16 protein-coding genes and 1 riboswitch are annotated in these 24,828 nt (G+C 41.1%); of the genes, 11 read left to right on the top strand and 5 right to left on the bottom strand.

From position 1 onward, the window contains the following. Positions 1–180 precede the first annotated feature (180 nt). The 6 genes from mscL (at position 181) to QME03_RS00500 (ending at position 9,736) form a co-directional block, all read left to right on the top strand. Positions 181–576 carry a large conductance mechanosensitive channel protein MscL gene (gene mscL / locus QME03_RS00525; RefSeq protein ID WP_281723106.1) on the top strand — a complete coding sequence of 132 codons (396 nt, stop codon included), beginning with the start codon at positions 181–183 and terminating at the stop codon, positions 574–576. Between the two features lie 123 nt (positions 577–699). After that, the gene (locus QME03_RS00520) at positions 700–3,240 is read left to right on the top strand and encodes an endonuclease MutS2 (RefSeq protein ID WP_281723105.1); all 2,541 of its coding nucleotides are present in this window, start codon (positions 700–702) and stop codon (positions 3,238–3,240) included. A gap of 614 nt (positions 3,241–3,854) precedes the next feature. Continuing rightward, entirely contained in the window at positions 3,855–4,142 is a 288-nt protein-coding gene (locus QME03_RS00515; RefSeq protein WP_281723104.1) for a hypothetical protein, read from the top strand. A 372-nt stretch (positions 4,143–4,514) separates the two neighbouring features. Further along, positions 4,515–4,710: riboswitch (cobalamin riboswitch) on the top strand. Positions 4,711–4,750: 40 nt separating this feature from the next. Further along, entirely contained in the window at positions 4,751–6,766 is a 2,016-nt protein-coding gene (locus QME03_RS00510; protein ID WP_281723103.1) for a TonB-dependent receptor plug domain-containing protein, read from the top strand. A gap of 13 nt (positions 6,767–6,779) precedes the next feature. Then, positions 6,780–7,952 carry a YncE family protein gene (locus QME03_RS00505; protein WP_281723102.1) on the top strand — a complete coding sequence of 391 codons (1,173 nt, stop codon included), beginning with the start codon at positions 6,780–6,782 and terminating at the stop codon, positions 7,950–7,952. 17 nt (positions 7,953–7,969) lie between these two features. Further along, the gene (locus tag QME03_RS00500; RefSeq protein ID WP_110370381.1) at positions 7,970–9,736 is read left to right on the top strand and encodes a DUF4465 domain-containing protein; all 1,767 of its coding nucleotides are present in this window, start codon (positions 7,970–7,972) and stop codon (positions 9,734–9,736) included. A 253-nt stretch (positions 9,737–9,989) separates the two neighbouring features. Here the strand turns inward: QME03_RS00500 and QME03_RS00495 are convergent, their stop codons facing one another. The 5 genes from QME03_RS00495 to QME03_RS00475 all read right to left on the bottom strand — a co-directional run bounded on the left by QME03_RS00495 (position 9,990) and on the right by QME03_RS00475 (position 18,556). Next, on the bottom strand, positions 9,990–11,915 hold the full coding sequence (locus tag QME03_RS00495; protein WP_281723101.1) for a RecQ family ATP-dependent DNA helicase: 1,926 nt from the start codon (positions 11,913–11,915) through the stop codon (positions 9,990–9,992). Between the two features lie 6 nt (positions 11,916–11,921). Beyond that, positions 11,922–13,670, bottom strand: a complete 1,749-nt coding sequence (gene recJ, locus QME03_RS00490; RefSeq protein WP_281723100.1) for a single-stranded-DNA-specific exonuclease RecJ — start codon at positions 13,668–13,670, stop codon at positions 11,922–11,924. A gap of 147 nt (positions 13,671–13,817) precedes the next feature. Next, complete coding sequence (locus tag QME03_RS00485; protein ID WP_281723099.1) at positions 13,818–15,329, bottom strand: DUF5687 family protein; 1,512 nt, start codon at positions 15,327–15,329, stop codon at positions 13,818–13,820. 41 nt (positions 15,330–15,370) lie between these two features. Then, positions 15,371–15,982 carry an outer membrane lipoprotein periplasmic chaperone LolA1 gene (gene lolA1 / locus QME03_RS00480; protein ID WP_281723098.1) on the bottom strand — a complete coding sequence of 204 codons (612 nt, stop codon included), beginning with the start codon at positions 15,980–15,982 and terminating at the stop codon, positions 15,371–15,373. Between the two features lie 87 nt (positions 15,983–16,069). Further along, positions 16,070–18,556, bottom strand: coding sequence for an FtsK/SpoIIIE family DNA translocase (locus QME03_RS00475; protein ID WP_281723097.1), 2,487 nt, complete (start codon positions 18,554–18,556; stop codon positions 16,070–16,072). Positions 18,557–18,668: 112 nt separating this feature from the next. On the opposite strand from QME03_RS00475, the gene QME03_RS00470 reads away from it, so the two are divergent. The 5 genes from QME03_RS00470 to QME03_RS00450 all read left to right on the top strand — a co-directional run bounded on the left by QME03_RS00470 (position 18,669) and on the right by QME03_RS00450 (position 24,545). Further along, positions 18,669–19,292: a 3'-5' exonuclease gene (locus QME03_RS00470; protein WP_025817381.1), complete on the top strand. Its 624-nt coding sequence runs from the start codon at positions 18,669–18,671 to the stop codon at positions 19,290–19,292. A gap of 57 nt (positions 19,293–19,349) precedes the next feature. Beyond that, entirely contained in the window at positions 19,350–20,537 is a 1,188-nt protein-coding gene (locus QME03_RS00465) for a class I SAM-dependent rRNA methyltransferase (protein WP_273262137.1), read from the top strand. Positions 20,538–20,569: 32 nt separating this feature from the next. Further along, positions 20,570–21,931 (top strand): tRNA lysidine(34) synthetase TilS, encoded by a 1,362-nt coding sequence (gene tilS, locus QME03_RS00460; RefSeq protein WP_281723096.1) that lies wholly within the window; start codon positions 20,570–20,572, stop codon positions 21,929–21,931. 67 nt (positions 21,932–21,998) lie between these two features. Next, positions 21,999–22,727, top strand: coding sequence for an SDR family NAD(P)-dependent oxidoreductase (locus QME03_RS00455; RefSeq protein WP_281723095.1), 729 nt, complete (start codon positions 21,999–22,001; stop codon positions 22,725–22,727). A gap of 396 nt (positions 22,728–23,123) precedes the next feature. Further along, on the top strand, positions 23,124–24,545 hold the full coding sequence (locus tag QME03_RS00450; protein WP_281723094.1) for a threonine/serine exporter family protein: 1,422 nt from the start codon (positions 23,124–23,126) through the stop codon (positions 24,543–24,545). Positions 24,546–24,828 lie beyond the last annotated feature (283 nt).

Raw genomic sequence — 24,828 nt, 5'->3', positions numbered from 1 at the left:
TTAATGGGTTAAAAATACACAGCAGGGGCAAATTAGCAAGTTGACATTACAAAATGGATTAAAAAATCAAAATGTTAGCCTAAACAATGCTTTTTTCCTCAATTGCACCGCAAAGTTACAAATTTATTTCTACATTTGCATAAGATTTCACCAAATAATTATTATAAACAACAAAAAACAATGAGTAAATTTTTAAACGAGTTCAAAGACTTTGCCATGCGGGGTAACGTATTAGATTTGGCAGTCGGTGTTATAATTGGTGGAGCTTTCGGCAAAATTGTGTCGTCGGTTGTAGACGATATCCTTATGCCTCTTGTCGGAATGGCTCTCGGAGGGTTGGATTTCAAAAATCTATCGCTTAAAATTGGCGAAGCACAAGTTATGTATGGAAACTTCATCCAAAACGTTATCGACTTCTTGATTGTGGCTTTCTGTATCTTCCTCATCGTGAAGGGTATCAATTCTCTCACAAAAAAGAAGAAAGAAGAACCTGCTGCTCCCGAAGCTCCTGCTGAACCCAGCAATGAAGAGAAGTTGCTTTCTGAAATTCGCGACTTACTAAAATTGAAGCAATAATATTAGCTTCTAAACTTTATTTTAGCACCCGACATTCACTTGTCGGGTGCTTTTAGTTTGTCTTCATGCACCATTTTTGCCCTTTGGTTTTGCCATTTCAATTATGTGACGTAATTTTGCAGTATGATTTATCCAAATAATTTCGAGCAGAAAATTGGTTTTAACGAGGTGAGAACCTTGTTAAAAAGCAAATGCCTATCTACTCTTGGCACGGGATTGGTAGATGATATGGCTATGAGCGATGACCCCAACGCAATACAAACTTGGCTCAAGCAAACGCGTGAGTTCAGACTCTTGCAAACTGAAGCCGACGATTTCCCTCTACAATATTTCTTCGATCTTCGCTCTACCTTATCGCGATTGCGTATCGAAGGAACGCATCTTGATGAACAAGAGTTGTTCGACTTGCTTCGTTCGCTCGACACCATACACCTCGTAACCCGCTTTCTCAACCGCACCACCGATGGCGAAGATGCCACTGATGGGGAAAACGCACGCTTTCCCTACCCCACTCTACAGCGTCTTACCGTGGAGGTGACCACATTTCCCGACATCGTGCGCCGTATTGGACAGATTGTTGATAAGTTTGGTAAAATTAAAGATAATGCTTCGCCTGAGTTAGCACGTATCCGACGCGAACTTGCGCAAACTGAAGGTAGTGTTTCGCGCATATTAAATAATATCTTACGCAACGCTCAACAAGAGGGATTGGTTGAAAAAGACGTTTCGCCTGCTATTCGCGAAGGGCGCTTGGTAATCCCTGTTTTGCCTGGAATGAAGCGCAAGATTGGAGGTATCGTACACGACGAGTCGGCTTCGGGCCGTACGGTTTATATCGAACCCACCGAGGTGGTAGAGGCAAACAATAAGATTAGAGAACTTGAAGCCGATGAGAAAAAGGAGATTGTGCGCATACTAAAAGAGGTGTCGGCAGACATTAGGCCACACATCACTCCTATGATGGCATCTTACCAATTGCTGGCGCACATCGATTTTATTCGTGCTAAGGCCGAATTGGCTCGCACCTTTAAAGCCATCGAACCGCAATTAAGCAGTTCACCACTTATTGATTGGGGGCAGGCCGTTCACCCCTTGTTAAGGCTCTCGTTAGAAAAACAGGGCAAACGTGTTGTGCCTCTTGATGTTATTCTCACCAAGGATAAACGCATCTTGATTATTTCAGGGCCAAACGCGGGTGGTAAATCGGTGTGTCTCAAAACCGTTGGCTTGCTCCAATATATGGTGCAATGTGGACTTTCTGTGCCCATGGGCGACACTTCGTGTGTGGGTGTATTTCAAAATCTCATGATAGATATTGGCGACGAACAGAGCATTGAAAATGATTTGAGCACCTATTCTTCGCATTTGCTCAACATGAAGATGATGATGAAGAACGCCAACGACAAAACACTCATCCTCATTGACGAGTTTGGAACTGGCACCGAACCGCAAATTGGCGGTGCAATTGCCGAGTCGGTACTTACTCAATTTTGCAAAAAAGGCACCTTTGGCGTTGTTACCACTCACTATCAAAACCTTAAACACTTTGCCGACAATCATAAAGGGGTGGTCAATGGCGCTATGCTTTATGATAGAAAGGAAATGAGAGCGCTCTTTATGTTGTCTATCGGACAGCCAGGAAGTTCGTTTGCCATTGAGATAGCCCGTAAAATTGGTCTACCTGAAGAAGTTATACAAGATGCCTCGCGCATTGTGGGTGAAGATTATATACAAAGCGACAAGTATCTGCAAGACATTGTACGCGACAAACGTTATTGGGAAAACAAACGCGCCACAATACATAAACAGGAGAAAGACTTACAAGCGGTTATCGAACGCTACGAAAAAGATATTGAAGAAATTGGTAAAACGCGCAAAGATGTGCTCAAAAGAGCAAAAGAACAGGCCGAAGAACTTTTGCGCGAAAGCAACAAACGTATTGAAACCACTATTCGCGAGATTAAGGAAGCGCAAGCCGAAAAGGAACGTACCAAACGCATACGCGAAGAATTAAGCGAATTTCGTACCTCTGTCGAACAGGTTGATGCTTCTGCCAACGATGAGTTTATCGCCAAAAAGATTGAACAAATAAAGCGCAGAAAGGAAAGACACGAGAAACATATCAAGGAAAAAGCTGAGAAACAGAAGAAAGCAGCTGAGCAGATTAGGGAGGCCGTAAGCAAGAAATCTACACCCACGGATGTGATTATGCCAGGAAACTCGGTGAAGATGAAAGGACTTACTACTGTTGGACGGGTAGAATCTCTCGACTCCAACGGTATGGCCATGGTGGTTTTTGGTGGTATACGTTCTAAAATTGATGTAAAACGTCTTGAATTGGCTACACCCACAGAGAAAGAGCAAACCAAGCTATACAGCATAAGTAAAGAGACACGTCAAGCCATTGACGATCGTAAGAACAACTTTCACCAAGACCTCGATGTGCGTGGTGAACGTGGCGACGAGGCGCTTAATGCCGTGATGCATTTTATAGACGATGCCATTTTAGTAGGTATGCCACGTGTTCGCATTCTTCATGGTAAGGGCAATGGTATTTTGCGACAACTTATCAGGCAATATTTGGCCACAGTTCCTAATGTCACCGCTTTTAAAGATGAGCATGTGCAGTTTGGTGGAGCCGGTATTACCGTGGTAGATTTATAACCATCTAACTTACTCTGTCCTGCTCTGTAGTATTTATTATAGGCTACCAGTTGTTGCTAGTTAGCTATATTTAGTTTACGCTATCGGCGAAAACTTACTATGGTGTAGTTATCAGCTACTGGTAGCCTTCGTATTGATAAATCGCTCGAATTGCGATCCTGATTAATTCCATACATACTTGTTAAACATCATCTACAGCTTTCTCTCTTAATCGTTCTTAACACTAAGGAACGCTCTGTAATAAAGAGTGAATTGCAACCCTCGTCTTTGTAAAATATTTCTACTGATTTTTAACATTAAGAGTGCCCTTTGTTAGAAAAATCTAGGAAGTGCTCTTATTTTTGAGCGTATTTTTAAAGTTTCTATCTTATTGACTTATTGCAGTTTACGGCGTTTTATACGCAAAAGTTCGCATTTTAGTTCGCAAAAAAGACAAAATCATAACAAATTGAATATTTTAAGACCAGTAAGTCAGCTCATGTTCAAAAAGAATATTTTGACCATAAAAAGCGTGTTTTAAACCACTTTTTAAGCTTTTCCGATGCTATTTGCTGCAAATTATCTTGCGTTTAGCAGCAAAACACCTTGCGTTTTGCTGCTAAATACCTTGCGTTTTGCTGCAAATAGCACTGCGTTTTGCTGCAGATTGCACTGCGTTTTGCAGCAGATTGCACTGCGTTTTGCAGCAAAACGCTATTCAACTTGAAGCAATCTGTCTCATATTTTGTGATGTTGCGAATACAAATATAGCGCAATTTTCTTCTAAAAAAAGTGCTAAAACCATAGTGTTTTATCAAAACCACCGTGCTTTACCTCCAAAAACAGCTGCACATTTTTTTCTTATTTGTGCAGTTATTGGGGTTTTTAAGCCTGTTTTTCTTCTAGAACGCGTTGTTATTTAAAGCCACATTGTAAAATATTATTACCATCTTTAACATATTGTTTATTGCAGTTAAAGGGAGGGATGAATAATTAAGACTCCCCAATACCTTTCTTTTGCAATGATTAAAAAATAAAACTATATCGGCATTATTAAAACAAATGCAGAGCCAATTCTATAACCAAAGTAATGAGTTATCAAGTTGATCAGCATTTATCCCTACGTTGTTTTTTTAGTACCTTACACTATCAACAATAAGTACCCTATTTGCCACTAGTTTCCACTTTAATCCTCGACAATCAAAACTAATTACATACTCCCAACCTACGGTTCGAACTTAAATAAAGATAATTATAACAGCCAAACTATCCATTTTCCATATATTATCATTAACTTTGCAAAGTAAGGCAATAGGTTCGCTTATAGGCGATTAATAGGGAATCGGGTGAAAATCCCGAACAGTCCCGCTGCTGTGAGTAACCTTTTTACAGGCACAAAAAATAAGCCACTGAACCCAATAAGGAACATTCGGGAAGGCGTTTGTGGCTGGGCTACAAAGTCAGAAGACCTGCCATTGCCTATTATCTTTATTTTAACCTCGAGGAAAGGTTATAAGATAAGCCGTAAAATATGCAGAGAGTACATATCTTTGGGCTTTGTGTAGCACTCGTTGTGGCTACATCTAGCCACGCACAAAATAAAAAACAGCAGTTGGAACTAGACTCGGTGCAGCATGTGCGCGAGGTTATTGTTGTGTCTAAAAACACCTATCGAGAAGTAATCCCTTCGCAAAAACTAGACGGAAAAGTGCTCGAAAAACTTAATGCGCATAGTGTGGCCGACGCATTGCGATATTTTTCGGGATTACAAATTAAGGATTATGGGGGCGTTGGCGGACTAAAAACGGTTAATATCCGTAGTATGGGCACCAACCATCTTGGTGTTTTTTATGATGGAATTGAACTTGGTAATGCCCAAAACGGACAAATAGACCTGGGCCAACTGTCATTAGACAATGTAGAAGAGATTACTTTATATAATGGTCAGAAAAGTGCCATCTTCCAACCTGCAAGCGAATTTGGAAATGCTGGCTCTGTTTATATTCGCACACGCACACCACGGTTCAGTGTTAATAAGTCTTTTAACCTAAAAGTTAAGGCTGGAAATGCCTCTAGCGATACTTATCGTTTATCGGGGTTGTGGGAAAACAAACTCACTCAATCTGTTAATGCCTCACTAAGTTTGGGCTATCTCAGTTCAAGCGGTAAGTATAAGTTTCGTTATCTGCGCCATAATCAAGACCGCTCCGTGGCCTACGACACCACTGCTGTACGCCAAAATGGCGACATCTGGGCATTAAGAGCTGAAGCAAACCTCCATGGTGTAATAGATCATGGCATGTGGAACTGGAAGGTTTACACCTATAACTCGCAGCGCGGAATACCAGGCGCAATTGTTAATAACGTGTGGCGACGAGGAGAAAGACAATCAGACCATAACCACTTTTCGCAATTGCGCTTTCAAAAAAGTTTCTCGGATGCCTTTTCTACGCAATGGTTGACTAAATATGCTTACTATCGCACCCATTATGTAAACAACGACCCAACCCAACTACCCGTTGATAACACTTATAAACAGCAAGAGTTTTATCTTTCTACGGCCAACGTATTGGGATTAATGCCAAACTGGTCGATTAGTTTGAGCTACGATTTCAAGTGGAACAAACTCGATTCAGATGCTCGCTTATTTGTTTTTCCTCACCGCTTCAGCAATTTCTTATCGTGTGCCACAGCTTTCGACTATCAACGCCTTAAGTTGCAAGCTTCTGTTTTGGCCACTTTTGTTAAAGACCACACAAAAACATTGATCGATGGCAATAGCAAATTTGCCCTCTCGCCTGCCATTTTCGTTAACTTCTATCCTTTTTCAAGCAAAGATTTTTCGCTTAGAGCCTATGTCAAAAAAAGTTTTCGGATGCCCACCTTTAACGAATTGTATTACACCGAAGTGGGCAACGCTTTATTAAAACCTGAAACTGCAGTACAATACAATGGGGGGGCTGTGTGGCAAAAAATGTTTGCCAAAGCCTTGTTACGCAGACTAAGGGTGCAAGCAGATGGCTATTTCAATAGTGTTGACGATAAAATTGTGGCTTATCCCAAGGGGCAACAGTTTAGATGGACGATGCTTAACCTGGGTAAGGTGCATATAAAAGGTGTTGATCTGCAAGCCGAAACAACGGTGCAACCCACCACCCTGCTCTCTATTATAACCCGTTTGCAATACACCTATCAACAGGCAAGAGATGTGACCAACCCTTCCGATTCGTATTATAAACACCAAATCCCCTATATTCCATGGCATAGCGGGTCTGCTGTTGTTGGCGCAAATTATAAAGCTTGGCAACTTAACTATAGCTTTATATATGCAGGTAAACGATTTAATCAACAGGAAAACAGCGTTTATAACTATATGCCAGCATGGTATACCAGCGACATGTCGCTGATTTATACCTTTAATTGGAAGAAAACTAAATGTAAAATAACGGCCGAAGTAAATAATTTATTAGCGCAAGACTATGATGTAATACTCAATTATCCAATGCCTAAGCGCAACTACGCCATCACATTAGATGTAACACTTTAAAAATAAACCAACAATGAGACAATTATCTTTTTTATTTATATCACTTGTACTCTTAGCGACGATTAATGCATGTCGAGAAGAATTGTACGTTATACCTTCGCATAATCAAGATACAGGTGCACAACCCACACAGGGCAACATTGTGGGTATGTATGTATTGAACGAGGGAAATATGGGAAGCAACAAAGCCTCAATTGATTATCTTGATTTAAATGATAATAACCCCACAGTGTATTACAAAAAAAACATCTATTCGGAACGCAATCCTAAAGTGGTGAAAGAATTGGGTGATGTGGGTAACGACATCAAAATCTATGGCAGTAAGCTGTGGATTGTGGTTAATGTGTCGAACAAGGTGGAGGTGGCTACCGTAGATAGTTCTAAACGCATTACGCAAATCAACATACCCAATTGCCGATATTTGGCCTTTAAAGATGGCTATGCTTATGTCTCATCCTATGTCGGACCGGTGAGAATTGATAAAAATGCGCCTCTAGGAATGGTTTATAAGGTTGACACTGTTGACTTTAAGAAGAAAGATTCGGTTGTTGTTGGTTATCAGCCCGAACAGCTTTGTATTGTTGACAACAAACTATACGTAGTAAACAGCGGTGGTTATCGTGCTCCTAATTACGACCACACTGTAAGCGAAATAGACCTTAACACATTTAAGGAGATAAGAAAAATAAACGTGGGTGTCAATCCGCATCTTTGTCAAGTAGACAAATATGGGCAAATATGGGTTACAACTAGGGGCAACTACAACAATATCCCTTCGCGTATTTATTGGCTTGCTAAGAATAAGAACCAACAGTACGAGACAATAGACAGTATTGACACGCCCGTATCGGGTATTTCAATCGTGGGCGATTCCTTATATTTTTATGGTTCGGCGTGGAATAATGCCACTGCTACAAATGTTATCAGCTATGGACTAATAAATGTAAAAACCCATCAACGCATCAGCACCAACTTATTTACATCGCCCCAAATAAATACAATAAAAATGCCCTACGGAATTATAGTTAACCCAATAAGTCGTGATTTCTATTTGATGGATGCTAAAAACTATGTTTCTAGTGGTAGTCTTTTACACTTTAAAGCAGATGGCACGTTTGATTGGGAAGTTCAAACAGGCGACATACCAGGGCACGCCACCTTTGTATATAAACGTAAAACGAATTAAAACAATAACGCAACAGTATGAATAAAACTTTACTTTTAGTGGCTGTATTATCGCTCTTTGGCGCGAATGCATCTGCACAACAGTATTTCACAAAGACCACACCGGGAAAATATATTTATAAAGTTGTAGACTATTCACCCGCACCTGGTCAGTTTGTCAACAAACTCCCTATGTTTGAAACTGGTGACGATGCAACAAAAATGGCCCAAAAATGCACAGAAAGTCTTGCCAATAACAAAGGCGATTTGGTTACATTGGGTGCATTTGGTGGCTCGATAATCTTTCATTTCGACCATAGTGTAGCAAATGTAGCTGGTCAAAAAGATTTTCTTATTGAAGGCAATGCATTTGAGGGAAACTCTGAACCTGGAATTGTGATGGTGTCGAAAGACGTGAATCGAAATGGTATTGCTGACGACCCGTGGTACGAACTGAGTGGAAGTGCCGATAGAGAAACACCCAACAAGCTGGTGTATGGCTACGAAGTAACTTATACCGCCTCGCCTATGCAAGACATTCCTTGGACCGACAATAAAGGTGGCAGCGGGAAAGTGGAGCGTAATACCTATCATAGCCAGGAATATTATCCTTTGTGGATGCCTGCAAAAATTACTTATAAAGGCACTCTTCTTCCTAAAAATGCTAAACAAGACCCTGATACAGGGTTTTGGAGTTTGAGTGGGTTTAACTGGGGTTATGTAGACAATAAGGCCAATTCTGACAAAGAGGGAAATAGTTTTGACATTGATTGGGCAGTAGACCAAAACAGAAAGAAGGTAAAACTAGACTTCATAGACTTTATAAAGGTGTATTGTGCAGAACAACAGATGGCTGGTTGGTTAGGAGAAACTTCAACCGAGGTGAAAGGTGCTGAAGATTTGCATATAGAAGAGTCGGTAGCTGCTATTGATAAAGCTTTGAAAGAAGGGGTTGCAACCTTTGACGATGTGGATGTTAACCTAAGTTCTGATGGCTATTATATGGGTATGGAAAGTGACAATGGTGAAGCTAAAACATCGTATTATATAAGCGGAAACTATAGATTTAGCCTTACCAACATCAAGAAATGGAATAGTTGGAATGATTTTGCAATATCAAATCGTACTGAAACTAGTTTTAAAAAACTATTCCCCGACCAATTTAATTCGTGTGTTGGCCATGGTTATAACAACTCTTCGAATTATTGTGTTCTTTATGTCTTTGGTCAGTCTGCACCTATTGAAGTAGTGGGTAAAGCCGAAGGAGAAGTGGTTCGCGGTCTATATCTCACTAACTCCGCATATACACTGAGCAATATTCTTGATGGTGATGGCTTCTCGCAAGGTGCTACAGGCAAGAAAGGGTTTGAGAAAGGCGATTGGCTGCTACTAACGATTACAGGAATAAAAGCAGATAGTAGTGAAACAAAAACAGAGGTGTATTTGGCTGATTATCGTTCGAGCAACACAGCTGAACATTATTACATAGGAGACTGGCAGTGGGTTGACCTTAGTGGCATGGGTGCAATTAAAGAATTGAAATTCTCTTTTAGTGGTTCACGTTCTAATCAATGGGGACTAACTACGGCCAGCTATGTATGTATTGACAATATTAATGGCACTGACGATGGCAAGAGTGGTAGAAAATATATCACAACAGGCGTAGAACGCACATTGAAAAACGATGACGAGAAACGCGAAGTGGCTCGTTATACGATTGATGGTAGACGCATTAATGGGCCCGTTAAAGGTATTAATATCGTGAAATATGCAGACGGAACAACGAAGAAGGTTGTTGTAGAATAAAGTTTTGCTTAGAGATTTTGATTAAAGCAATACTTATCGTGCCAGTATCACCGCGAAGTGTTACTGGCACGATTGTTATTTAAAAGTTATATAATATTCGACCAATCTGATAAAGTGGTTGTAAAGAGTTAAGAAGACAGCGGTGTATGCAAAACATTTTTTGCCACTTCGGCTTATTACGAGACTGGGACAGCCTTATTCATATCGCTTAAATGGTTGTCAGTACCATCTTATGTAAGAGATTGAAATATCGCTACAAGAAAATGAAACTACCATCAATATTAATTTCTTCTTCGTGTATAAGATATTCTAGTGCCACATCCAATCCCTTATTTGGCAAATTCAATTTGTGAAGCTCGGTTATATGGTGACGTTCGCCATCTTTTAATAGATTAAGGATAGCTTCTCGTGCATTTTTCGTCTGTTCATTGCTAGGTTCGGGCGACTCATGGTCTAGACAAACATCGCACTGTTCGCAATCCTTATGGCGTTTTTCGCCAAAATAAATAAGGAGTTGTCTGCTTCGGCACACTTCATTGTTGCTTGCATAAGCCTGCATGGCGTTGATACGTTTAACATATTGTTCCTTACGTTCTTCGTATATCTCCTTACTTAACACAACGTTCTCACCGTCAATCCTATCTTGGAGATAAGTGATAAACGGAGTTTTGCGTTGCGGAATAAAATAGATGATATTACGTTGTGCTAGATTTTTCAGTATCACATAAACCTGTTGAGTAGTAAGTCCGGCTTCTTGCGCCACCAAACCCTCGTCAACATAAACATAGTTGCTAAACAAACCACCATAGGTTCTCAACAAAGCCGTTATCACGGCATCTTCAAACTTACTGCTTTCATCAAGTCGATAGAGGTCGTTACGGCCCAGTTTAAACATCACTCTTGCTCTAGCCTCAGGCTCCATCTCGTAATGTATATAGCCCGCTCGCTCTAAAATTTGAAGTGCAGAATGGGTTTGCACGGGGAAATGCTTAAAAGTTCGGCTAAATTTATCTATCTCAAATACAAACGAATAGCCAGCCCCACTACCCACTCCAATTTGGTAATAGTAGGCTAAGTCTTCGTACACTTCTTTAATATAATCCTTTTCAGGGAAATTTTCGGCCACCCTTTTGTTGAGTTTCTTTCGATCGCCTTTGTTCCAAAGCAACACAGCATAAGCCTTTTTCCCATCTCGACCTGCCCTACCAGCCTCTTGAAAATAGGCTTCAATCGAGTCGGGACAATCAATATGCAGCACAAGGCGAACATCAGGCTTATCGATACCCATACCAAAGGCATTTGTAGCAACGATTACGCGCACTTCGTTTTGCTGCCAACTGTTTTGACGCTGGTTTTTTATAGCAGGTTCGAGTCCTGCATGATAGAAGGTTGCTGAGATATTTTCTGAAGTAAGGAATTGTGCCATGTCGCTTGCATGCTTGCGACTTCGTACATAAACAATGGCCGAACCAGAAACAGCATTGAGAATATGAATTAATTCGGTGTACTTATCCATCGTTTCACGAACGATATAAGCTAGGTTTGAACGTTCAAAGCTCATCCTAAAAACGTTCTTCTGCTTAAAACCCAGACGCTCTTGGATGTCGTCTATAACTTTAGGAGTGGCTGTTGCGGTTAAAGCGAGAATGGCTGTATCAGGTTTAAGCTGTCTAATTTCGGCAATAGAGAGGTAAGATGGGCGGAAATCGTACCCCCATTGACTAATGCAATGTGCTTCGTCAACGGTGACAAAGCTAACATCCATGTGCTTAAACTTTACTTTAAAGATATCTGAGAACAAGCGTTCGGGCGAAACATAAAGCAATTTTATACCTCCGAAGATACAATTTTCAAGTGTTGTGATTATTTCGCGCCTACTCATGCCTGAATAAATGGCGGCTGCTTGAATGCCTTTTTGACGTAAATGGTCTACCTGGTCTTTCATCAGAGCAATCAAAGGCGTTATCACAACACAAACCCCAGGCATCACTAAAGCAGGCACTTGAAAGGTAATAGACTTTCCACCACCGGTAGGCATCAATCCAAGAGTATCTTTTCCTTGTGAGATACTCTCAATGATGTCGCGTTGGATGCCACGAAAATCGGGATAACCCCAATACTCGCGTAATGTTTGTCTAAATGCATCGTTGGCATTGAGCGCGCCGTTAGATTCTTCCATGGGTGATTAAAGAGCGTTGTGATCGTCTTGATCGTCGTTCTCGGTAAGTCGGATATCTTCTATTTGCAATTGTATTGTATTGTGTCTAAACACATTATCTTCGATGGTATAAGCTATATCGAAACTTCTCTTCGACTTGATATAACGAGCCGACGCACTTTGTCCGAAAGCAATTCCGTTCACCACATTACTTGATTTAGAGTCGATAAGTTCAAGTTTGATGTGCTCTTGCTCACGACCTACTACTTTACTAGTGCCATAATCGTAAACACTATTGGTGCAAAAGCGCGGTTTAAGGTTGCCCGGACCAAAGGGAGAAAACTTTTTCAAGTCGTGATGCATCTTCTTTGTAATATCCTTAAAGTCGATTAATTCGTCTATATGCAGGATGGCTTCAGTTTGTTCAGGCAGAATATGTTGGTCTACATATTTATGAAACCGATCAACAAAAAGGGGCACATCATCCCACCGCATCGTAAGCCCGGCTGCATAAGTATGTCCGCCAAAGTTAATAAGCAAGTCGCGACAGCTCTTAATGGCCGAATAAATGTCGAACCCCATCACACTGCGAGCCGATCCTGTGGCAAAATCGCCATCACGAGTAATGACAACGGTGGGTCGGAAATAGATTTCTGTGAGCCGTGAAGCCACAATGCCAATCACTCCTTTCTTCCAATTCTCATCGTATAGCACAATACTCGACTGCTTTTTCTGACTTTCAAGGCGCGCAACAATTTGGTTAGCCTCTTCAGTCATTTGCTTGTCGATATCTTTTCGTTGTTCGTTGTATTCATTAATGTGCTTAGCGCTTTGCAAAGCCACGTTATAATCTTTCTCAACCAATAGCGACACGCTTTCTTTACCACTCTCCATACGTCCAGAAGCATTGATACGCGGGCCAATCTTAAATACAATGTCGCTCATTGAAATTTCCTTACCTGCGAGTCCACAGATGTCAATAATAGCTTTTAAACCCAAACTGGGATTTTGGTTAAGCTGTTTAAGACCATGGAAAGCCAAGATACGGTTTTCTTCTTCCACCTGAACTAAGTCGGCAGCAATGCTAACAGCACATAAGTCGAGCATCGGGATGAGCCTTGAGAAAGGAATACCATTGTTTTTAGCAAATGCTTGCATGAACTTAAAGCCCACTCCACACCCTGAAAGGTGTTTAAAGGGATAATGGTCATCGGGGCGTTTAGGGTTAAGAATGGCCACAGCAGGTGGCATCTCTTCATCAGGAACATGGTGGTCGCAAATAATGAAGTCGATACCAAGCGACTTGGCGTAGCCTATTTCGTCGATAGCCTTAATGCCACAGTCGAGGATGATAACTAATTTAACACCTGATTGATGGGCATAGTCGATACCTTTTCGACTCACGCCGTAGCCTTCTTCATAACGGTCGGGTATGTAATACTCGATGTTTGAGTAGAATTGTTGTAGAAATTTGTATACAAGAGCAACCGAAGTGCATCCATCCACATCGTAATCGCCATACACCATGATGCGCTCTTTACGTCCCATGGCATCGTTAAGCCTATCTACGGCCACGTCCATGTCTTTCATCAAGAAGGGATTGATAATATCGTTGAGCTGCGGACGAAAGAAACGCTTGGCCGCACTTTCGGTTGTAATGCCTCTACGTATGAGCAATTGGGCAAGAATGGTACTCATGTTGAGCTTCTCACCCAGTTCTTTTGCCACAGATTGCATTTGAGGCGAAAGCGGATCGTATATCCATTTAAAGTGCATTATCGTGTTGGTTTATTGTTTCTTATCCATAATGGCGGTTAATAAGCAAACCGCATATAGGGTGTAAAGTTACAAAATATCTACGACATTATCATGCGTAAAGGTAGAAAACCTTTGGTTGATATATATTCTCAGCGGATGTTTGTGCTATCTAGTGGCTCTAAATCCTTCCATGTTCTCGTATCGCCGCGACATCATCCGTCCATAAACGTTTCTTATCCAAAGTTTGTGGGTGAGTATTCCGATAATACCTGCTATTGCAAGGATGGTGTAACATACAGTTTTGGAAACGAGAACGTTAAGCACTGTGGTTAATATTAAAGGGAAAAAGAATGTCATAATTCCAATGAACATTTGCAAATAATTGCGATCGACATTGCGATTGCTAAAGAATTTACCATCTAGTTTTTGGCTATGCTTGTTGTAAACTGCTGATTGGAATAAAATAAAGAACTGAAATCCTGCAGTAAACAGCATATATCCAATTAACATGTACAAACTAATTTTACCCACTATAACAATGGGAATCATCAATACAAAAGGCACGATCAGCAAGATGCAGTGCAGATAATATTTTGCTCGCATCAATGAGTAGATGCTGTTTGGGTGAACCATTAGCCCATCAATATAATTCCCTTCCATGCATAATAGTCTAGTAAAGAAGGTTATCCCTAGTAAAACAAAATTGTATGTGCACCAGAAAGCCATCATCGATTGACTATCGTATGCTGCTGTAAAGCTCATAACGACACTTAACAAGGCTATAACTAACATACTGGTTAAGATAGCATTTCGAGGAAATTTGTTGCGAGAAATCAATTTACACTCCAAATAAGCATATTCTCCCACCTCACCATAATGTTTAAGAAACGCCATTCGGTCTTTTCCGCTAATCTTAGTTGTACCATTCACTTTGGTTAACGCATTCCAAACGTTTCTAAATTGAATTTCTCTATTAAGCCAAACAACAACTAAAAGAACAAGTAAAAGGATGATTAATGGCCAGACATTTGCCTTAGACAAAGATATTCCTATACCTGTATAGAAAACGTAGAAGCTGTTTGTCGAGAGCGTTCCACCCCATATAGCTGGCAAAGCCAGCAGAGAATAGGTTGGCAAAAGTCCTAATAGCCAAAGCAACGATTGACTACTAAGTGTTTGAAAAATTAGATATAGCTGACTATTGAGCAGTATGGCTAAGCTAAGAAACACCAAAAGCATCAATGTGGCCAACAAACCATAGCTGAAAATCACCGACATAATACAATATGGAACAAATAGTACTAGCCAAAAAGCATTGCCTAAATTGAATAGCGAAATACCAATAAAACTCTCAATACACACCTTTCTCGGTATAGGCAAAAGCATATATGGCTTAACTATTTGTGCAGGCGTTTGTTGATAGAAAAACCTAATGAAGAGATCTAACAACAAGATAAAGGGTAAAAACAGCGTCATCATACCCATCGAGTTTACACCCTTCATGTTGTTTACTGCTAGAGACATCATCACTGCTGCAAATAGCAAATACGCAAACATAAACGTATAAAGGATATAAAACATATACTTGTATGAGCGATTTTGTTCATAATCCAGTGCACGACGTGCGGATAATGAACGATGCCTATATAAGATGCGATATAACTGTACACGATTCATAGGTATGATAGTTTAAAATAGTTAGTGTTGCAATATTTTATTTATCGCAAATCAATTACTTCGGCAGTTGGGAAATCCTTTGAATTAAAGCTAAAGAGGTTGTCTGAGAGTTTTTTATGCTGGAAATTACTGATCGTAATAGTAGTCCATTCTCCTCCTCGTTTCATCTTAACCTGCTTAGGTTTATACGAAGCGTCTACCAAAACATAAATTTCGGGAATACCTTTATTGCCCTTTTCAGCCTCAAGATGCACTTGATAGTCGCTTCCCACCTTATTCATTGAGAGTTTATAACCGCTCTTATACATATTAATAAAGGTGTAAGGGTTCATGGCTGCTTGTTGAACTTCATTTGGAGTACTTACGTTTACCTCGTTGGTTGAAGGCATATAGCTCCATTGAGTTTTACCATTAAACCACACTGTAGCCTTAGCTGTGCGTGCATAAAACTTATTTCCCTTTATCGAGATCGTGCCATTGATTGCTCCTAGCTTACCATTGGAGAGTTTAAAGCTGGCCTGTGCCCCACCCTTGTTGCCCACGATGGCTGCTGTTTTATCTAATACTTGGCGAGCTTCTTTATCTGTTTGCGCCTTGCTTGCACTAAAAGCAAATATTGAAAGACACATCAACAATAATACTTTTTTTAACATAACTATTACTCCTTATTATTATAGCTTATTCTTAATTTATTTGTTTATGAGGGCTATATTTAGCCATCCATACCCCGTTCACGCAACTTATCCTATGCCCCGTAGTTTAGCTAAGAGGGTATTAAGTGTATTTTCGTCGCTAATAAGCACTTCGCGGGGTTTGCTACCTTGGGCTACTCCTACAATTCCTGCGGCCTCCAACTGGTCCATTAGCCTTCCTGCACGGTTATATCCAATAGAGAAACGTCGTTGAACCATGCTGGTTGAGCCTTGTTGCGAGATAACAATTGCACGAGCTGCTTCTTCAAAATAGGGGTCAAGACTGTTCATATCGGCTGTTCCACCGCCGCCCATTCCGCCTTCCTCGGTGTTTGGTTCGGGTAACTCCATTGGCTCAATAGGTCCTGGTTGATCTGCAATAAACAGGTTAATGTTTTCAACTTCAGGTGTATCAACAAATGCACACTGCACGCGAACAGGTTCATTGCCGTTGAGGAAAAGCATGTCACCTCGTCCAATTAGTTGATTGGCACCTGGACGGTCGAGAATGGTGCGCGAGTCAATCATTGCACTCACTTTGAAAGCCATACGACCGGGGAAGTTTGCCTTGATATTACCCGTGATAATACTCGTTGTTGGGCGTTGTGTTGCAATCACCATGTGAATACCTACCGCACGAGCTAGCTGAGCAATACGGGCTATTGGCAATTCTATTTCTTTACCAGCAGTCATGATTAGGTCGCCAAACTCGTCGATAATTACCACGATATAAGGCATGTAATCGTGGCCTTTGTTAAGATTTAGTCTGTGATTAACAAATTTCTCATTATATTCTTTGATATTACGAGCTCCTGCTGCCTTAAGCAAGTCGTAACGTGTGTCCATCAGTTTACAAAGACTGTTGAGCGTGCGCACCACTTTTGTAACATCGGTGATGATGGGTTCGCTATCGTCTTCTGGCACTTTGGCCAGGAAGTGGTTGGCAATAGGCGAATATATACTGAATTCTACTTTCTTTGGGTCTATCAAAACTAGCTTCAACTCATTGGGATGTTTTTTATAGAGCAAAGAAGTAATAACAGCATTAAGACCTACCGACTTTCCTTGACCCGTGGCACCTGCTACGAGTAGATGAGGTATTTTGGCCAAATCCACCATAAACACCTCGTTGGTAATGGTTTTTCCTAAAGCCAAAGGCAGATCCATCTTCGTTTCTTGGAACTTTTTCGAGTTGAGAATACTCTCCATCGACACGATATTTGGCTTATTGTTGGGCACCTCAATACCGATTGTTCCTTTGCCTGGTATAGGTGCAATGATACGAATGCCCAGAGCTGCAAGACTTAAAGCGATATCGTCTTCTAGATTTCGTATCTTATTAATACGAACTCCCTCAGCAGGTGTAATCTCGTAGAGCGTAATGGTAGGACCAACTGTTGCCTTAATTTCCCTAATTTCAACCCCGAAGTCCCGCAACACCTTTATAATGCGGTCGTTGTTAGCCTTCAATTCGTTCATATCCACATAAGGCTTATTGTCATTATCGTAAGCCTTAAGCAAGTCTAACGTGGGATATCTGTACGATAAGAATGGCTCTAAGGGATTGATGGGTGTGCTTAACACCTCAGCAGCTGTTAATTCGCGACCACTAGCTTCCTCTTCTTCTTGAGGAATTTCCACTTTTAATTGTGTTGCTGCATCGTCTATCACTTCAGGCTCATCATTCACTTTCAATTCAGTAACAGACTTTCCCTTGTCTTGTAACTGGTCTGTAGCAGCCGTAAGGTCAACAACTGTTGGCATTGTTTCTTCCTCGTCGACTTCCTCTTCTGTTTCTATAATGGGTTCTTCTTGTGGTGTTTCAACAAGCACATCCTCGTCGCTGTCGGTTGGAACGGTACGATTTCCATTGTTGGCAATAGTAAATTTTACCTTATTAGTGATGTAATTAACAGGATTAATCGCCTTTCTTACTAGCGAAACAGTCTCTGCACTCAAGTAAGTAAGAAAAGCTAAGGCCACAATAAACAACAATGCGGTAAGTCCTGGAGGGCCAATCATGTTCTCAATATTTTGCACACAGAATAAACCATGATTGCCACCAGGGTTAAATATGAGACTTCCTGTAAACGGAGTAAGGAACTTAGCGATTGCCACTGAGCTCCAAACCATAATGATGGCTAAGTAAAAGAAGGTTTTCCAAAGGTTAACCTTATAAGCACGAGTAAGCTTTGCCCCAACCAAAAGAATAAAGATGGGCACAGCAAAAGCAGCAAAACCAAAATTGAGCGAAATGAGTGTGTAGGCTATTATGGCTCCTATCGAACCGCAATAGTTTGAAAATTCTCTATTCGTATTCAACCATTCACCCGGTTTTAGGTCTTCCAATATGCTTTGATCGGCCTTTCCCGTTGAGAAGAAAGAGACCATTGCCATAGTCACATAAACCGCGATCAGGATGAGTACAACCCCAAAAATAAAATCGGTTCGTTCGTTGCTTATCTTAAATATGCTGCTAAGTGAGAACGTTGAGCTTTTCCTTTTTGGCTTACTCTCTGTCTTTCTTTTTACCATCGTTACTTTTTTAACTGAAAATCAACTGCAAAATTAGCGTAAAAAACCAAGAAAGGCCCATAAAGTCACAACTTTTTTCTAATTTTGCAACACGTTATAATGCGAAGTGGAAATGAAAAAGATTATATATAACAAATTCGATAAGAAAAGCATTGCTCAACTTCCCACAGTTGCTTTCCCTGGAAAAACGGTTGTGGTAATGAGCGAGAGCGAGGCTGAGAAGGCCGTTGAGTTCCTTCTTAGTCAAGACATCTTGGGCGTTGACACCGAGACTAGACCCTCGTTTAAGAAGGGTGAATCGCACATGGTGTCGCTCCTGCAAGTGTCTACATGCGATATTTGTTTCCTCTTCAGGCTCAATCATATTGGCATTACTCCTGCCATCTTGCGCCTTCTAGAGAATAAGACAGTGCCTATGGTGGGCTTGTCGCTGCACGACGATATGCTGTCGCTGCATAAGAGGGAGGCTTTTAGACCTGGAAACTTTATCGACCTGCAAGACCTTGTGGGCGATTTGGGTATCGAAGACCTTAGTCTTCAAAAGCTATATGCCAACCTCTTTCATCAAAAAATAAGCAAAAGACAAAGACTAACAAACTGGGACTCGGATGTGCTTAACGACAAACAAAAAGCTTATGCGGCTCTCGATGCTTGGGCATGCATCAATTTGTATAAAGAGATTGTGCGACTTAAAAACAGTGGCGACTACGAATTGGTGATTAACGAGCAAGAATAACACATACGCTCTTGCCGTTAATCGCTGTTTTTTGATTATCTGACAATTATAAGATTTATGTACAAATCAATATATTTAAAGAAGGGAAAAGAAGAAAGTTTAAAGCGTTTTCACCCATGGGTGTTCTCTGGTGCCATCGCTGGTTTTGCCGAAAAAGACGAGATTGAAGAAGGCGAGGTAGTGAGAGTGCTTACCAATGAGGGCGATTTTATTGCTGTAGGCCATTATCAAATTGGATCTATTGCTGTGCGCGTACTCTCGTTTAGCGACGTTGAAATCAACGATGGGTTTTGGAAATCCCGACTCGCTTCGGCGCTTAATGCTAGATTGGCCATTGGTATTGCTGATAAAGATGATAACGACACCTATCGATTGGTGCACGGCGAAGGCGACAACCTACCAGGACTTATTGTAGATTGTTATGGTAAAACGGCCGTGATGCAAGCTCATAGCGTTGGCATGCACATGGCTCGACACGCTATTTGTAATGCGCTGGTTGCGGTGTTGGGCGCAAGAATTGAGAATGTGTACTACAAAAGTGACACTACCCTACCCTTCAAAGCTGAACTGGGACAAGAAAATGAATTTATCTTCGGCGGAAGCGAGAATAATACGGGCAAAGAAAATGGTTTGCTCTTTCATGTGGATTGGCTGAAAGGGCAGAAAACTGGGTTCTTTATCGACCAACGCGATAATCGTTTGCTACTCGAAAAGTATGCCAAGGGTAAGAGTGTTCTCAACATGTTTTGTTACACCGGTGGCTTCTCTGTTTATGCAATGCGTGGCAATGCTAAACTTGTTCACTCGGTTGATAGTAGTGCTAAAGCTATCGAATTGACCAATAAGAATATGGAACTAAACTTTCCCGTCGACAACCGACACGAGGCTTTTTGCGAAGATGCATTCAAATTCTTAAATGCTAACGAGAATAAATACGATCTTATTGTACTCGACCCGCCTGCTTTTGCTAAGCATCGTGCAGCCCTCCACAATGCATTGAAGGGTTATACCCGTCTTAATGCCAAGGGTTTCGAGTGTATTAAGCCCGGTGGTTTGCTCTTTACTTTCAGCTGTAGTCAAGTTGTCACCAAAGACCAATTCCGCAATGCCGTATTCACAGCAGCAGCTCAAGCTGGTAGAAAGGTGCGCATCATGCACCAATTGCACCAACCAGCCGACCATCCCATCAATATTTTTCATCCAGAAGGTGAATATTTAAAGGGACTTGTACTCTACGTTGAATAACGTTTCCAAGTCGTTTTCACCATTACAAACGCATGATGTATATTGAAAGAGAGGTAACTAAGTTTATTGCCAAGCATCGTTTGCTGTCGCCACAAGGGCGCTATCTCGTTGCTTTGTCGGGTGGTGCAGATAGTGTGGCGCTCTTTCGCATACTCTTGCGATTGGGTTTACAGATAGAGGCGGTACACTGCAACTTCAAATTGCGAGGTGAGGAGTCATTTCGCGACGAGATTTTTTGTGCAAATCTATGTAAAGAACATGGAGTTGCGTTTCACACTGTGCATTTCGATACTGCTGAATATGCTGCCTTCCACAAACTTAGCATCGAAATGGCTGCACGCGAATTACGATATAACCATTTTGAAAAACTTCGGCACGACCTTGATATGGATGGCATCTGTGTGGGTCACCATAAAGACGACAATGTGGAAACAATGCTCATTAATCTTCTTAGGGGTACAGGACTGAATGGGCTCACGGGTATGATGCCTCGCAATGGGTGGGTGATTCGCCCCTTACTTCAGGTTGCCCACGCTGATTTGCAAGATTATCTGCAAGGCATAGGTCAGACGTATGTTACCGATAGCACCAATTTCACCACCGATTACACACGTAACAAAATCAGGCTTCAGCTCATTCCGCTACTCACAGAAATAAACGAGGCGTCTACAAAAAACATAACCAAGACAATTGAACGACTAGTGGAAGCCGAAAAAGTGTTCAATCCTGCCATCGAGACTTATGCAAAGGAAGTGACGATATTTAAAGATGAGGAGCCAAGATGGCGACTGGGTATTGCGATTGATAAGTTGATGCAAACGCCTTCGCCTCAATATGTGCTCTTCCAGCTCATTCACAAACTGGGTTTTACACCTGCTCAGATTGAACAAATAGCTCAAAATGATAACCAACAAACGGGTAAAATGTGGCATTCGGCTAATCATACGCTAGTTGTTGACAGGCAAATATTGTTGATAGAACAAAGCGTTACACCTGCCGAATTGACTAGAACAATGCTACTTCCTGAGGTTGGAACTTATGTTTTCTCACAGAATGTTCGCTTGCGAATAACCAAATGCACAAAAACAGAAACATTTCGCCCCAGTAAACTTGCTCAATGCGTGCATCTTGATGCTAGCAATATTGTTTTCCCCTTAGTTTTACGGCACATTAAAACAGCCGACCGCTTTGTACCTTTTGGTATGAAAAGTTCGAAATTGGTAAGTGATTTTCTCACCGACAGAAAGCGTTCGTACTTTGACAAACAACGACAACTGGCACTTTTTGATAAAAATGGCGCACTAATTTGGCTTGTTGGCGAACGAACAGACAACAGGTTTAGAGTAAACGAAAACACAAATGAAGTGCTTCAATTGGAATGTTTGATTAGCTAATACACTAGATGTGTGTTATTTGCATCTCAAATATAATTAAACGATAATTATCTAAATTCGCAATACAATGAAAAAGGCTATTGTTATGGGTGCATCTTCTGGTATAGGCTATGCTGTTGCCAAACGACTAATAGAAGATGGTTGGACGGTGGGGCTTTCTGCTCGCCGTTTAGAATTGTTAGAACCTTTGAAACAGCTTGCTCCCAATAGGGTGTTTACCCAACAAGTAGATGTAAACGACTTCAATGCCACTGCCCCCCTATCTCAACTCATTGACCGTTTAGAGGGAGTGAACCTATATTTTCACGCTTCGGGCATTGGCAAACAAAATCGCTTACTCGACGAAACCATCGAACTAGCAACTCTTGAAACAAATGTAATGGGTTTTGCGCGTATGGTAGACTTTGTGTTTAACTATATGGCACAACATGATGGTGGACATATTGCTGTGGTTTCTTCTGTGGCAGGCACAAAAGGAATGGGTAGTGCTGCTTCTTATAGCGCTTCAAAGGCCTTTCAAAACACTTACATACAAGCCCTTGACCAATTAGCAATGATGCGCAATTTGCATATCAACTTCACGGATATAAGACCTGGATTTGTGGATACAGCCTTGTTAACGGGGGGCAATTATCCTATGTTGATGCAGGTAGATCGAGTCGCCGACAGCATTATGCGTGCGCTAAAATACAAAAAACGTGTGCGAATTATAGATTGGCGCTATCGGTTATTGATACTATTTTGGCGAATGCTACCCAATTGGCTGTGGCGAAGATTTAAACTGCAGAAGGCATAAGGTGTTTAATACGCAGCTTATATGCAGCAACTTGCGTGTCGATATTCCCTAATTATTTTCCACCCACAACACATTTAACCGAAATAACTTCTAAAATATAGCTTAGCGCCAACAACGTCTTATGGTTGTTGGCACTATCTTTATTGAAAAGCAGTCATATATCAACTAAAGAAATGATATGAAACTTGAGGCGCTTCCATCCCATAGACCTAAACAAACTTTGAACATATTTGCAAATAGCTGATTTATCCTATTGAATTAGCCTTTAAAATAGAGATTGTACACATAGTTTGCTAATGATAAAGAAGTTAAAAACCACCTTAGTCTCCTTATGTTTTATTAACTTTGCATGTGTTCTCAGGAAACCAAATCATAAACATTTAGTTTAGTAAAACAATGAAACAAGAAGGAAATCAACAAGTTGAGTCTAGAAAACTATTGCGAAGAAAACTTGATTTGCTACTTCGTACAGGTAAAATTCTCGTTGAAAGTTCGGCCGATACCAGTCGTATTATGCGCAACATGAAAAGAACGGCAGCCTATTTAGGTCTCAACGAAGAACAGCTGCACATACACATCACCTACAACATGTTGATGGTAAACCTAAGCGACGGCACACATTCGTTTTCCAAATTTCAACGTTGCGACAAGCACGGCATAGAGATGCACGCCATTTCAGACATCAGTAAACTGTCGTGGAGTGCAATTAAAGAAGACTATTCGCTCGATCGCTACGAAGAAGAATTAAATAAAATTGCCACTCGCAAACGAAGTTACACCCACTGGCAAGTTGCCATTGCAGCAGGTTTTGCTTGTGGGGGCTTCTGCATCCAATTTGGTTGCGACTGGCCTGCCTTCTTTTATGCTTCTATTGCGGCAGCACTAGGTTTCCGACTCCGTGTCAAACTTAATGAGATTGGCTCTAATATGTACGCCAACATCGCAATGGCAGCCTTTGTGGCAACCATCCTTGCTTGGCTGCTTGGCACCTTTGCTTCTTCTAATTTCGTGGCAAGCCTTCCTCCATTGCTTTCACATGTTCTACACACTAATACTCCTTGGCATCCGCTAATGGCCTGTACACTATTTCTCGTTCCAGGTGTACCCATCATCAACTTTGTTAATGATGTGTTAGATAACAACATCGAGGTGGGTATTATACGCGGTATCAACACAATACTTATTGTTACGGCCATGGCCTTTGGTATTGTCTTGGCTATTCGTGTTTGTGGCATTGACAACTTTGTTAAGACGCTTAGCATGACGCCCCATCACGATTATTGGGAATACGCTGTGGCTGCCGCCATCTCGGCTATGGGTTTTGCCACGATATACAACTTCCCTCCAAAGCATTTATGGATATTGGCATTGGGAGGTATTGTGGCTGTTTGCACCAGAAACTATGTTAATCTTGGTGAGAGCACAAACAATATTGGATTGGATTTAGGTCCAGTTATTGGCTCCTTGGTTGGCGCTTCGCTCGTTAGTATCATCTATATCAAAGTGGTGCACTGGGTGCATTTGCCTCATCAATGCCTTTCAATTCCCACCGTTATACCCATGGTTCCTGGTGTTTTGATGTATCGTTGTCTTTTCGCCTTACTAGATATGCACGGCGTAGTGGGCGAACTTACTAAGGCAATGACTAATGGCATGACTGCATCGCTCATCGTTTTATGTGTTGCGATAGGTGTAGCCATCCCCAATATCTTTGCACGAAAATGGATTGCTCCTAACAGACAACGCAAATTGAAACGAATGATTGAAGAAAGAAAACAGCGTGGTAAGTTTGTTGATATCGCCACTATGGGCAGCTAACTTGAACTAGAAAGTTATAATCAGCTTGTAATTGTTTATTAGCTACGGTAAACTTACAAGTTTTAAGCAAATCACATGCAATGTACTAAAACGGTCAAGGCTAATGGTCTTGACCGTTTTAGTATATAGATACTATATGGAATTTGCTATTGAACCCCAACCGGTCTCATTAGGTCACAATGTTTCCTGAGTTCTTGTTTTTGTATTGTTACCTAACATATATTACTTACCCGTTGGCGGAATTAATTTAGTGCGTATTTAATTCTTCCGATGGGTTTGTTAT

The sequence above is a fragment of the Hoylesella shahii genome (assembly GCF_937990675.1).
Lineage (GTDB): Bacteria > Bacteroidota > Bacteroidia > Bacteroidales > Bacteroidaceae > Prevotella > Prevotella shahii.
This window is presented reverse-complemented; position numbering and strand designations above follow the sequence as displayed.

Coding starts and splice junctions, on each gene's coding strand:
- mscL (WP_281723106.1), top strand. CDS start 181: ATGAGTAAATTTTTAAACGAGTTCAAAGACTTTGCCATGCGGGGTAAC.
- QME03_RS00495 (WP_281723101.1), bottom strand. CDS start 11,915: ATGGAAGAATCTAACGGCGCGCTCAATGCCAACGATGCATTTAGACAA.
- QME03_RS00500 (WP_110370381.1), top strand. CDS start 7,970: ATGAATAAAACTTTACTTTTAGTGGCTGTATTATCGCTCTTTGGCGCG.
- QME03_RS00465 (WP_273262137.1), top strand. CDS start 19,350: ATGTACAAATCAATATATTTAAAGAAGGGAAAAGAAGAAAGTTTAAAG.
- QME03_RS00450 (WP_281723094.1), top strand. CDS start 23,124: ATGAAACAAGAAGGAAATCAACAAGTTGAGTCTAGAAAACTATTGCGA.
- recJ (WP_281723100.1), bottom strand. CDS start 13,670: ATGCACTTTAAATGGATATACGATCCGCTTTCGCCTCAAATGCAATCT.
- tilS (WP_281723096.1), top strand. CDS start 20,570: ATGATGTATATTGAAAGAGAGGTAACTAAGTTTATTGCCAAGCATCGT.
- QME03_RS00505 (WP_281723102.1), top strand. CDS start 6,780: ATGAGACAATTATCTTTTTTATTTATATCACTTGTACTCTTAGCGACG.
- QME03_RS00475 (WP_281723097.1), bottom strand. CDS start 18,556: ATGGTAAAAAGAAAGACAGAGAGTAAGCCAAAAAGGAAAAGCTCAACG.
- QME03_RS00510 (WP_281723103.1), top strand. CDS start 4,751: ATGCAGAGAGTACATATCTTTGGGCTTTGTGTAGCACTCGTTGTGGCT.
- QME03_RS00470 (WP_025817381.1), top strand. CDS start 18,669: ATGAAAAAGATTATATATAACAAATTCGATAAGAAAAGCATTGCTCAA.
- QME03_RS00485 (WP_281723099.1), bottom strand. CDS start 15,329: ATGAATCGTGTACAGTTATATCGCATCTTATATAGGCATCGTTCATTA.
- lolA1 (WP_281723098.1), bottom strand. CDS start 15,982: ATGTTAAAAAAAGTATTATTGTTGATGTGTCTTTCAATATTTGCTTTT.
- QME03_RS00455 (WP_281723095.1), top strand. CDS start 21,999: ATGAAAAAGGCTATTGTTATGGGTGCATCTTCTGGTATAGGCTATGCT.
- QME03_RS00520 (WP_281723105.1), top strand. CDS start 700: ATGATTTATCCAAATAATTTCGAGCAGAAAATTGGTTTTAACGAGGTG.